Source organism: Bacillus cereus group sp. BceL062, from assembly GCF_051780025.1.
Classification (GTDB): domain Bacteria; phylum Bacillota; class Bacilli; order Bacillales; family Bacillaceae_G; genus Bacillus_A; species Bacillus_A toyonensis.
The window spans coordinates 345082-356508 of sequence record NZ_JBPWGY010000002.1 but is presented as its reverse complement, the minus strand read 5'-3'; the positions used below and the strand labels follow the sequence as shown (position 1 = coordinate 356508).

Here is an 11427-nt window from a genome sequence, read left to right as displayed (position 1 = left end):
TCCTTTTATAGTGATTTATATTAAAGTTTAATTGTAATTTTCTGTATTTTCATTCATAGAAGGAGGTGCGACATGCTATTAAGATATGGTAAACATATTAACTATTTAGCTACAGCTTTTATTTTAGTTACATTCTTTGGTTTCATCCTTTCCACAACATAGCTTCATTACTCAACTCCTACTACACTCACACTACTGAAAGCATCATTTTGGACTGCTGTTATTCTTACTATTATTGGATTTGGACGAGAAAAAAGCGCACTTGCGGTTATATTATTTGGCATTTGTACACTTGCATTAATTGGTCTTTACACTTTTGCCGTTATCGATTACCTCTATAACCCGAGACCATAGAAAAAAGCTATCTTTATACAAGATAGCTTTTTTCTTCATTTCACTACATTTCGCAAAGTACCAATTCCCTCTACTGTAATGACCACTTCATCACCAACGTGTAAAAACTTCGGTGGTGTAAAGCCCTTTCCGACACCAGACGGCGTTCCTGTTGCGATAATATCGCCTGGTTCTAATGTCATCCCTTTACTTATCGTTGAAATAATTTCTTCAATTGAAAAAATCATTTTATTTGTGTTTGAAGTTTGTCTTACTTCTCCATTTACTACTGTTTCGATGTGTAATGCGTTCGGCGTTTCAACCATTGATTTATGCATTAAATACGGTCCCATCGGACAAAACGTATCGAAGCTTTTCCCAAGGAAAAACTGTTTATGTTTCCTTTGAATGTCACGAGCGGTTACATCATTTATAACTGTATATCCGAAAACATGGTCAAGCGCTTTTTCTTTTTTTATTTGCTTCCCTCGCTTACCAATAACAATAGCTAGTTCCCCTTCATAATCTAGTTCATTCGTTGCGTGGGAATGCCCATTGATTTTCTCATCAATTCCAATAACTGTTGTTGGTGCTTTCGTAAAAATCATTATATTTTCCGGAATAGACTCTACTCCGCCCATCTCGATTGCATGTTCACGATAGTTTTTCCCAACACAAAGTATATTCTTTCTTGGCCTTGGAATTGGTGCTAATATTTTCACCTCTGTTAACGGATAATACGCTACCCCTTCATTTTCCTTTGCCCAATTTACAATTTCACATATTTTCTCAAGACATTCAGTCCCTCTTTCAATACACTCTAACATTGTAATCGGAATCGTAACCTTTTCCCCTTTTTGTCTTTGCGCTTCTCTTAAGTGCAGTACTTTTTCTTCCTCTTCGTCTACAATACCTACAAATACCTTTTCCTCTTTCTTCGCCGTTACAAAACGCAATATTTCCACTCTCCATCCTAAAACTCATACCATTTAATTGTATTCGCATCTATAAGAAAAAAACCTTCTCATGCGCGCTAATTTTTACAATATTCTTCTCGCACCTTATTCGTTACTCATTCATTATTTGGCATAAAATGTAGAATTTTTACTTTTTTTAGCGAAGTTGTTTCTTTTTTATGCGATTTTTGTATAATATGTACTACATATATACTAAAAATTTCATTTAGAGATGGAGCCGATTTCAATGTTTGAGCAAGCTATTGAAAAAAAACGTGAAAAAATGATCTATTTTGCTGAACGCTACGGAATGACTTCTCAAAAAACAGTGGATTGTAGCCAAGAACTGGACAGGCTCTTAAATGTAATTTGGCATGTACATACGGATTTTCACCATAATCAAACACTCGAAACACACACGCAATAACGTGTGTGTTTCTTTTATTTCAAAAAAACACACATTTTATTGAAAACGCCCATACAATAGTAGAAAAGAAAATTTTAAAAACGAAAGGTGTTTTATATGCCAGCTATGGTCGGACATATTCGTATCGTCAATATTGGGTCAAGTGGTATTTTTCACATTGGAGATGTATTTGCGATTAGGCCTATTAGTTATTCACGCGCTTTCGCTGGGGCCGGCTCTTTTAACGTTGGAGATAATGTTTCTGTCTACAATTATCAAAGCGCAACGACTGTCAATGATTCAGATGTAATCGATCAAGCGATAATTGGTTCAACTTAAAGGAGGCAATTGCATTGAATTTTTACGTGAACCAAAGTATTATCATTAACAGTATTAGAATCGATAGCATTACGACTTCTTCTGTATTCCAAATTGGTACAGCCGGAAGTATTAAAGCTCTATCTAAATTTTCAAATACGGGTGGTTTTACAGAGCCTCTTCGCCCATTACAGGCGAAAGGACAAATTATTTCTATCAAACCATCAAATAGTTCTTCTTAAGACATCCTTGTCATAAATATATATCAGGAATATATTTACCCTCCCTATTGAAAAGGAGGTTTCACAAAATGAATCAAGATATATATACTTACTTACACCAACTTCAGCAAGCTCTCCAAATACAACAAGCAACCATCCTTAGCCTAGAAGATCAAGTCCGCCAATTACAAGAAGAGCTTAATGAATTAAAAAGTCGCCCCTCCTCTTCTATAGGAAAAGTGGAATACAAATTCGATCAATTAAAAGTAGAAAATTTAAATGGCACTTTAAATATTGGTTTAAATCCATTTTCAACAAAAGGACAACAAATTGAAGATTTTCAAGTTGATACAGAAACATTGAAGGTCAATCCTGAAACTGACACCAACCCTGACTTTTATCAAGGTATCCTTCAAGAAATGCATCGCTACTTAGATGAAGAAGCATATAATCGAATTCTCCATTTTGAACAAGAAGAGAGAACACCGCTTGATGAAATGTATCGACAAATGATGGTTGATGACATAAAAAAACAGATGGAGCATAGACTTCCTTATTATTTATCACAAGCTCAATCATATGAAGGTGTTTCAACAGATCCAGATTATTTACGAGACCTCATTATTCAAGCAATGAAACAAGATATCGACAAAGCCTTTCTATCCTTTATTCAGCACATACCGGGAAATTTCCGAAAGGAGTAAGTATGTATGAATCTTAACGTTGTAAATCGTGAGTTAAAAGTCGGACAGATTAAAATGAACGGTGTATCCTCGTCCGCTCTCTTTTTAATTGGGGATGCAAATTTCCTCATTTTATCTTCTATTCTTGATACACCGTTTGAAACTGTTACAGAGGGTCCATTTGTACCATTAGTAACAGATGTCCCTCCTACTCCAGGTTAAGGAGACTGAGAAATTATGTTACATCATGTGTCTATTGTCCAAAATGTTTCTATTATTTCTTTAGGGATTACTGCTGTATTTCAAGTTGGAGATGCAAATCAAATGGAATTAAAAAGTAGAGCTCTTGCCGTCCACAGGGAAATCCCTTGTTATATAAAAGGTGAAGGGCGCTTAGATGCATTTGAAATCTTTACAGATGAACACATTACAATCCCAAAGCGAACGACAGATGTCAAATTAAATATTATAAATGAATGCCCTTTTATTGAAGTAAATAACGTTGAATTGCGAACACTTTTAAATTCTGGTTGCTTTCAAATTGGAAATGTTGATTATGTTTTTAATAACTCTCGTATTATGCAAATCCGCCAATATATTACGGATGAACCTTCCGCTCAATAATTCATATAGTAATTAAAAAGCTTAGTAAAGTAGGTGGATGGTATGCCTTCTGTTGTTGGAAATCTCGTCGTTCAAAACAGTAACGGTTCTTTCAATTTAGGAGATTTTTATAACGTGTCTCCGAAAGAAAACACGAAAGCCTATAACGGATCTGGAGCTTCCAATGTTGGGTTTGTCGTGAATACGTTTAACGGTGTTAGTGCAACAAATACGTTTGATTCTGATGTGGCAGATCAAGATCAGATTGGAACAGCGTAAAAAAGAGGTGTCTCCTATAGGTGACACCTCTTTTTTATATGAAATAGTAACGGATCTTTTCTTTGAAAATTATTCATTACATCACCATTTATTTAAATGATAATCCGCCCTCCTCCAAAGCCTTTCTAAGCTTTGGTAAAGATGCGGGGCCCATACCATGCAGTTTTAAAATTTCTTTTTCACTATATTTTGAGAGTTCTTCTACAGTTTGAATTCCATGGTGTTCTAATGCCCTTCTTGCTGGCGCTGAAAGAAGAGAGAGAAAACCTTCTTTTGGTTTTCTCTCTTTCTCACAGGTTGGGCAAGTTGGACAATCGCTACTTTTATAGTACTCGTGTCCCTGTTCACAAGTTCTTAACGTTGTCATTTTTTATAGCCCCTTTCTGTTGTCTATTCCTCAATTTTCACAACATGATTCCCATCAAAGAAGTATAAGCATTTCTCTTTCACAGGATGTTGTAAGCTTTTCTCGAGTGCTTTTGCATATAACGAAAGCTGCACTTTATAGCGATCTTCTAAAATTGGTTTTGCTTGTTCAAATCCGCCTGGGAATTTACCTTCAATCGTATCTGTTTTGAAATCGATTAGCGTAATACCATCTTCTTCTTCAATCATGCAGTCGATAACCCCTTGGACAAGAATCGATTCCCCGCTATTCCCTTGCCAATCTTGATATGCTTCTTCTGCTGATAGCATCATCGTAAATGGAACTTCACGCTCAACACTTTTCGCCGCTAATACCCTTTTACCTAGGTCACTGTCAAAGAATGAAATTACTTTTTCAATCGCTATTTCTTCCGCCTGCTCGAATGTTAACAATTCCTTATTTACCATTCCAGCAATTTGTTCTTGAAGAACTTCAACCGTAATCGGCTTCTTCAAATCTACATGTTGCATAACGGTATGGACTACCGTCCCACGCTCTGCGTACGTTAATCCTTTTTTCTCCATAAAGCGCGGACGTGTTTTAATTGGTGCACGTAGTTTTTTAATAAAGGCGTTATCGCTGCCTTCTTCAGACTGATAATTTCTCTTTATTTCTGTAACGGATTGCTTCGCACGATGAGAGGTTGCTTCCTCATACCCGTACTTCCACATTAACCTATCGTACACTTCTTCTTTTCGTTCACTTTGTAATGGCACAGCCTTTTTCTCACGAAGTGCTTCTAACAACTCTTGTTTCTCTTCTTGAACTGGCTCTGGTGCAAGTAGCGTGTTACCGTCCACAACTTCTACTTTCCAGCTAGTGTCATACCCGTAAATTTCATCTGGAATACTTCCTTGTCCTAATTCAAGAAGTATTTCACTATCACGATGTCTATATAATGAAGGTGCAATCCAGTCTAAATAGCAAGACGCTCCAGCACGTATGTGATCTGGTAATAACCATTCACTATGTTCCCTCGCATCGAGCCATTTTTCCATTTCCTTATTTGCATCCTTAACTGTTCCGATTAAAATTAACTTCTCTTTTGCACGCGTTAAAGCTACGTATAATACGCGCATTTCTTCCGCAATTAATTCCATTTTCATTTTACGTTTAATTGCAAGTTGCGATAATGTCGTATATTTAATTCGTTTACGCGGATCAATGAACTGTGAACCGAAACCGAAGTCTTTATGCAGTAAGAAACGTTTCATTAAATCTTGTGTATTAAAACGACGACCGAGTCCAGCTACAAATACGACCGGGAACTCAAGTCCCTTACTTTTATGAATCGTCATAATGCGAACAACATCTTCTTGTTCACCAAGAGCTCTCGCCGTCCCCATATCGTCACCGCGTTCTAAAATACGTTCAATAAAACGTAAGAAGCGGAATAATCCTCTAAATGATGTTGCTTCATATTGCCTTGCGCGGTCATATAATACACGCAAGTTTGCCTGCCTTTGCTTTCCAGCTGGTAAACCGCCGACAAAGTCATAATACCCTGTCTCACCGTACACTTTCCAAATTAAATCAGAAAGTGATTGTTGGCGCGCGAATTCACGCCATCCTTGCAGTAAGTTATAAAACCATTCTAGTTTTTCATGAAGTTCTTGTTCTTCTTCAAGCGGTGCACCTTTTAAGAATGAGCTCATTACTTCATAAAATGACCCTTTCTTTCCGTGAGCACGAAGCGTCGCAAGTTCTTCATCATTTAATCCAACGATCGGTGAACGAAGTACTGCTGCAAGTGGAATATCTTGCATCGGATTATCAATAACGCGGAATACGTTCATCATAATATTTACTTCTGTCGCTTCAAAGTAACCAGTCGCAAGGTCTGCATATACTGGAATTCCTTGTAGTTTTAACTCTTCCATGATTTGCGGTGCCCACGGCATAGAGCGAAGTAAAATAACGAAATCACGATATTGCACTGGTCGCATACTATCCGTTTTTCGGTCATACACTTCATAACCTGAATCGACCATCGCTTTAATGCGCTGCGCCATAAGACGAGCTTCCAGTTGCGCCTTTTCGACTTCCGTACCTTCTTCACCCTCTAGCACTTCTTCTTCCGTTTGCTGAATGCATAATAATTCAGCCGCTACATCTTCACCTTCTGGATAACTAGCGCCTAGTTTTAATTCAGCGTCAGCGTCGTAGTCAATCTCTCCAACTTCTTCGCCCATAATTTGTTTAAAAATAAAGTTCGTACCTGCTAGTACTTCATGACGACTACGGAAGTTTTTCGCTAAATCAATCTTCATTCCGCCGCCCGATCCTTCTTGCGTGAAGCGTTTATACTTTCCTAAGAATAAGCCTGGTTCTGCTAGTCGGAAACGGTAGATTGACTGTTTTACGTCACCAACCATGAACAAGTTCCCTTCACTCTCAGAATCTTTCGTTACAAATTTAATAATCGATTCCTGTACGAAGTTCGTATCTTGATATTCATCGACTAATACTTCAGCAAATTTATTACGATATTGAAGCGCTACTGCGGACGGCTTCATTTCACCGTCTTCACTTTGCTCGCTTAAAATTTGTAAACAGAAATGCTCTAAATCTGTGAAATCGACCATTCCTTTATCTCGCTTCATCGCTTGGAAACGCTCTGTAAATACTTTTACGAGCTGTACGAGTTTTTCTAATACAGGATGCATATCTTGAAAATCTCGTAAGAAGCTTTCTGGTCTGCGGCTAAATAGCTCTTCTTGTAATTTCTTCACTTCATCTTTCGCTTTATTACGAAGAGAGTCGACTTGTTTTACAATATCTTCATTATAATCACTTTTCTTAATGCGCTTTAACGTTTGCCACGATACGTTTTGCATCGCTTCATACACGCTTGTCCACGATTCACGAGCTGCTGATAATAACATTCCAAGTAAAGCTGCATCCGCTTGCAGGGTTTCAACGCGAGGCGCCGGGCCGTCAGGAAGCATTGCGAGTTCGGTTGCTTTACGAATATGTTGTTCCGCTGTTTCAAGCTGGAATCTCACATCTTCTAATAAGTAAGAAGCATACACTAAATCTTCAATTGTCTTTCCTTCCACGTCGTATGCTTCTACTAATTTATCGAGCCATTTTTCCGGATTTGGATGCGCTCTTGATTCTGTATGAAGCGCTAAAATCATTCTTTGTAAGTCATCATCACTACGGTCACTCGTATAGCGATCAACTAATTCAAAGAAAATACTATTATCTTCGATTCCATACTCTTCTTCTAATATGTCATCTAGCACTTCTTCTTTTAACAACTCATTTTCTGTTTGATTTGCAATACGAAAACGAGGATCAACATCAAGCATGTAGTAATACCCTCTAATTACTTGTAAACAAAATGAATGGATTGTTGAAATAGATGCTTTATTTAATAGGCTCAGCTGTTTTCTTACATGCTGAGATCCTGGCTCATCAATTAGTACTTTTTCTAACGCTTCTCCAATTCGATTTTTCATCTCTTGCGCCGCTGCATTCGTAAATGTTACAACGAGCAGGCGGTCGACATCGACTGGATTTTCCTCGTTAATAATCTTTTTAATCATACGTTCAACTAATACTGCTGTTTTTCCCGATCCAGCTGCTGCTGCGACTAAAATGTCACGTCCATTCGCTACAACGGCTTTCCACTGGTCATCTGTCCATTGACTACCTTCTGGTTTTTTAGGCCAATTTTCTATCATTCTCCGTCAACCTCCTCTCTAATTTTCTCCATCGCTTCACTATCTTTCATATCTTTTAACGTACGGAATTGATTATCTTCAAGTGATTCATCAAACTGACAGACAGATTTGAAGTTACAGAACGTACATGCCGCTTTATTCCCCTTTTTGTAAGGAGCAATATCAATAACACCTTCTGTAATGTCTTTTCCGATATTTTCAAACGTATGGTGTACATATTTTTGCAGTACGTTAAACTCTTGCTCACTTGCAATGCTAGAACGCGCACTAAAACTACCGTCTTTTTTCAGACCAGCAGAAATAATATCTGAACTTCCTGTTGAAAGTTTGTTATCCATTAAACGAACAACGTCAGCATCTCCTAGTACGAGGCCTTTCATTTTAAATTTCTTTAAAATTTCTTTTTCAATTTCAGCTTCAGATGCGTCACCTTTCATTTCAACAATCGGGTTATGAATATGAAAGTACAGTACACCAGCAGGTGATGCTGCGTGGCCTTTTTTCATCCACGTTTGTGCATTTGTAGTAACGACATCTAAATACGTTAACATTTGAAGTGCCAATCCGTAATACACTTCCGTTAAGTCTAACGCTTTTGAACTTGATTTATAATCAATAATACGAAGGAATGTTCCGTTTTCATCTTCAGCCTTATCCACACGGTCAATACGGCCGATAACTTCCATCTTCACACCATTTGGTAATGAGAATTCCATCGGCGGAAGCGATCCCGTACCGCCCATACCGAATGGCACCTCTAAATCAACTGGTACGAAACCGCTCGACTTCGCGTGTTCACGAAGAATGATTGACGTACGGAAAATGATTTGTTGTAGTTTTTGTTTTAAATAGAAATGACGATTTGAGCTTAATAAAATTTGTCTTTGTAATAACGGTGCGATTTCTTCTATTACTAAAACAGAAAGATGCTCACACTCTTTTATTGATAAATCCGCCCAAGTGCGGTTTTCGCGTAATAGCCTGTCTGCAATTCTCTTCAGTGCTGCATGGAATAGTTCACCGATATCTGGTGCATCTAGTTTAAAAATATCACGCTCTCTTAACGATAAACCGTGCTGCGCGAAATGAGCGTACGCACAACGGTTGAAGAGTTCCATACGAGAAACGCTTCCTTTTATTTTATCTCCGTATAAATCTCTACTTACTACCGTACTTAGTTTCTGCGCACGATTTCGATAGAATAAACTCGATAACACGCGACTACTTTTTTGTTTCCATTCATCCGAAGTGACGTAGAAGTTATAGACGTCCCACCAAAAATCTAGATTCCCTTCAAATCCGTATCGCTTCCACGTTTGTAGTTGCTGCATGACATAAGATAACGTCACTTTTGGCGTTGCTACGTATGAAATTTGTTCCGAACGCGATAAGTCGTTTACGTCATTCGTAATAAACGAGTCTTTCACATTAGGGAACATTCTTTTTATTTTCTTAATAAAGCTAGATGCAAGTAATGTCTTTCCTTCTTCATCTGCAAGTGGGCATGAAATATATAATTTCTCAGACGCTCTCGTTACCATCTGATACATAACGAACTGCTCTTCTAATAAAGTTTGTCTCGTCGTTGGCGCGAGTTCAATTCCTGCCGCACCAAGAACTTCTCTTTCCTCATCAGAAAGCATCCCTTCATCCATCGGTGCTGCTGGAATAACTCCTTCATTTACGCCGATAATAAACGTTGCTTTCACATCTGATAACCTGGAGTGATCAATATTGGCAACTAATACTTGATCTAATGATGGCGGAATGTTAGCGAATTGAAGTGCCTCAAGTCCTGTCGACATAACGTCCGTGAACATTGATAGTGACATCTTCTCCTCACCAAGCATTTCTACAAACGTATCAAGAAGGCTCATTACTTCTTCCCATACTTGTTCATGGTCTGTTGCAAATAAGAAATCTCCGCTCTCTTCTGCACGTATACGTAATTCTTCTAACTTCTTTGGAACGTCAAGTTCTTCTAAAAATAAGTAAACCGCTTCGCACATTTGCATCACTGTTCCCGCACGCTTTAACCTTTTTTGCATGCGAATAACTGGCGTTCTTACAACATCACGCAGCCTGTTTATTTTCTCTTCCATTTCACGTTCAATATCTGTTATCATTCCGTTTGTATCGTCAAGTGAACGGTAACGGCGATACATCCACGGATCCTCAGAAGTCCATCTCTTCCCTTGTACACCGTACGCTAAACAGTAGTTTTCGAACTCATCCATCTCTTCACGCATCATTTCTTTCCTTACGTCTAATGGATATAAAAGCTCTGTTTTCACGCAGCGAAACACCGCGTCATAACGCCAATTTCCGCTAATAATTTCTAAGGCAGAACGAATACACTCTACTAATGGATGATGTGACATCGGGCGTTTTTCATCGATGAAGTGTGGAATATTATAATCTGTAAATAACGTTCGCATCACATCGTAATAACTTTCCCCGTTACGAAGAAGTACTGCAATATCTCGATAACGATACGTTTCATCCGCGACAAGTCTACGAATTTCACGAGCAACCCCTTCTACTTCAGCTCGTAAATTCGCCGCTGTACTAATTGTTACACTTGCTTCATCATAATACTTTTCATTCGGACGCGCTTCATAATGCGTTCCTAAATGAGCTAATGCCGGAGAATGAAAACGCGGTTGTTCCATAAGTGGAATTGTTTTTTCAATTTCTATTTTCTCTTCACGCGCTACTTGTTTTATTTTTTCATATGTTAACGTCGTTTCATAAAATAAATCCAGTTCATTCACTGGCTGCGCTAATGTTTTTTCATCTATCGTTAACGTAATTGTGACTCTCGCTCCACAAATCATGAGCTGTCTTACAATTTCAAGTTCTTGCGGAGAAAATGAATGAAACCCATCTATATAAATTTCAGCACCATTTATATACTCAGACTGCGGAAGCTTTTCCACTAGCAATTGTAAATAGTCTTCTGAATCTAAATATTTCCCGATTAAAGCACGTTCAAAATCATCATATAATAGCTGTAAATCATATACTTTATTCGCTAATAACTTTTGCTCAGCACTGCTACTATGCGCATCTAATTGTTGCCACATTTCATATACGTTAGATGGCGTCACATTGTAACGTTTAAACTCCGCAATCATACTGCCAAGATGCTCAAAGAAACCGTTTTGCTCCGCTGCTTTTTGGAACACCGATAATCCATCTTTACGAGATTCTACAATTTTACGAAGTAACATATGCACACCCGCTTCATCAATATGAAGACGACTCACTCCGCCAACTTCTTGCAACACCTTCCAAGCTAATCGTGAAAAACTAAAAACTTGTGCCCGAATAGAACCTCTTACATCCTCACTTTCAATTAACGCCTGCTGCGTCTGGAATGTCATCTGTTCTGGCACAAGATATAATATTGTTTTGCCTCTCGGGCGCTGTTTTAACTCTTCTTGCACTTCTCGTAAACAAAGTGTACTCTTTCCACTTCCCGCTCTACCAATCACCAATCGAAGTGACAT

Annotated in this window: 11 protein-coding genes and 1 pseudogene; 8 read left to right on the top strand and 4 right to left on the bottom strand. The window is 38.2% G+C overall.

Annotation, left to right across the window (positions count from 1 at the left end):
- The first annotated feature begins 72 nt into the window (after positions 1 to 72).
- Positions 73 to 354: pseudogene (locus ACS2MN_RS07045) on the top strand (hypothetical protein).
- A gap of 35 nt (positions 355 to 389) precedes the next feature.
- Here ACS2MN_RS07045 and ACS2MN_RS07040 read toward each other — a convergent pair.
- Positions 390 to 1289: a fumarylacetoacetate hydrolase family protein gene (locus tag ACS2MN_RS07040; protein WP_346994091.1), complete on the bottom strand. Its 900-nt coding sequence runs from the start codon at positions 1287 to 1289 to the stop codon at positions 390 to 392.
- A 247-nt stretch (positions 1290 to 1536) separates the two neighbouring features.
- Between ACS2MN_RS07040 and ACS2MN_RS07035 the strand changes: the two genes are divergently transcribed.
- From ACS2MN_RS07035 to gerPF, 7 genes are all read left to right on the top strand, one after another.
- Positions 1537 to 1716 (top strand): aspartyl-phosphate phosphatase Spo0E family protein, encoded by a 180-nt coding sequence (locus ACS2MN_RS07035; protein ID WP_000462843.1) that lies wholly within the window; start codon positions 1537 to 1539, stop codon positions 1714 to 1716.
- Positions 1717 to 1812: 96 nt separating this feature from the next.
- A complete protein-coding gene (gerPA, locus tag ACS2MN_RS07030; protein WP_001111187.1) occupies positions 1813 to 2034 on the top strand; it encodes a spore germination protein GerPA in 222 nt (73 codons plus the stop codon).
- A 14-nt stretch (positions 2035 to 2048) separates the two neighbouring features.
- The gene (gene gerPB, locus ACS2MN_RS07025; RefSeq protein WP_001012514.1) at positions 2049 to 2255 is read left to right on the top strand and encodes a spore germination protein GerPB; all 207 of its coding nucleotides are present in this window, start codon (positions 2049 to 2051) and stop codon (positions 2253 to 2255) included.
- A gap of 68 nt (positions 2256 to 2323) precedes the next feature.
- Positions 2324 to 2938, top strand: a complete 615-nt coding sequence (gene gerPC / locus ACS2MN_RS07020) for a spore germination protein GerPC (RefSeq protein ID WP_001070755.1) — start codon at positions 2324 to 2326, stop codon at positions 2936 to 2938.
- Between the two features lie 6 nt (positions 2939 to 2944).
- A complete protein-coding gene (gene gerPD / locus ACS2MN_RS07015) occupies positions 2945 to 3139 on the top strand; it encodes a spore germination protein GerPD (protein WP_001052804.1) in 195 nt (64 codons plus the stop codon).
- 15 nt (positions 3140 to 3154) lie between these two features.
- Entirely contained in the window at positions 3155 to 3541 is a 387-nt protein-coding gene (locus tag ACS2MN_RS07010; protein ID WP_000902326.1) for a spore germination protein GerPE, read from the top strand.
- A gap of 42 nt (positions 3542 to 3583) precedes the next feature.
- Positions 3584 to 3799, top strand: a complete 216-nt coding sequence (gene gerPF / locus ACS2MN_RS07005; protein WP_001141566.1) for a spore germination protein GerPF — start codon at positions 3584 to 3586, stop codon at positions 3797 to 3799.
- Positions 3800 to 3887: 88 nt separating this feature from the next.
- Here gerPF and ACS2MN_RS07000 read toward each other — a convergent pair whose 3' ends face one another.
- Genes ACS2MN_RS07000 through addB form a run of 3 tightly spaced genes read right to left on the bottom strand, consistent with a single transcriptional unit; the run spans position 3888 to position 11427 of the window.
- Positions 3888 to 4166 (bottom strand): RNA polymerase alpha subunit C-terminal domain-containing protein, encoded by a 279-nt coding sequence (locus ACS2MN_RS07000; RefSeq protein ID WP_000209822.1) that lies wholly within the window; start codon positions 4164 to 4166, stop codon positions 3888 to 3890.
- A 23-nt stretch (positions 4167 to 4189) separates the two neighbouring features.
- Complete coding sequence (addA, locus tag ACS2MN_RS06995) at positions 4190 to 7915, bottom strand: helicase-exonuclease AddAB subunit AddA (protein WP_000572314.1); 3726 nt, start codon at positions 7913 to 7915, stop codon at positions 4190 to 4192.
- The gene (addB, locus tag ACS2MN_RS06990) at positions 7912 to 11427 is read right to left on the bottom strand and encodes a helicase-exonuclease AddAB subunit AddB (RefSeq protein ID WP_346994090.1); all 3516 of its coding nucleotides are present in this window, start codon (positions 11425 to 11427) and stop codon (positions 7912 to 7914) included. The genes addA and addB overlap by 4 nt, the downstream gene beginning before the upstream one ends.

Bases quoted from the DNA above. Each gene is read 5' to 3' on its own strand.
- gerPF (WP_001141566.1), top strand. From the start codon at position 3,584: ATGCCTTCTGTTGTTGGAAATCTCGTCGTTCAAAACAGTAACGGTTCT.
- ACS2MN_RS07035 (WP_000462843.1), top strand. From the start codon at position 1,537: ATGTTTGAGCAAGCTATTGAAAAAAAACGTGAAAAAATGATCTATTTT.
- gerPA (WP_001111187.1), top strand. From the start codon at position 1,813: ATGCCAGCTATGGTCGGACATATTCGTATCGTCAATATTGGGTCAAGT.
- ACS2MN_RS07010 (WP_000902326.1), top strand. From the start codon at position 3,155: ATGTTACATCATGTGTCTATTGTCCAAAATGTTTCTATTATTTCTTTA.
- addA (WP_000572314.1), bottom strand. From the start codon at position 7,915: ATGATAGAAAATTGGCCTAAAAAACCAGAAGGTAGTCAATGGACAGAT.
- gerPD (WP_001052804.1), top strand. From the start codon at position 2,945: ATGAATCTTAACGTTGTAAATCGTGAGTTAAAAGTCGGACAGATTAAA.
- ACS2MN_RS07000 (WP_000209822.1), bottom strand. From the start codon at position 4,166: ATGACAACGTTAAGAACTTGTGAACAGGGACACGAGTACTATAAAAGT.
- addB (WP_346994090.1), bottom strand. From the start codon at position 11,427: ATGTCACTTCGATTGGTGATTGGTAGAGCGGGAAGTGGAAAGAGTACA.
- gerPC (WP_001070755.1), top strand. From the start codon at position 2,324: ATGAATCAAGATATATATACTTACTTACACCAACTTCAGCAAGCTCTC.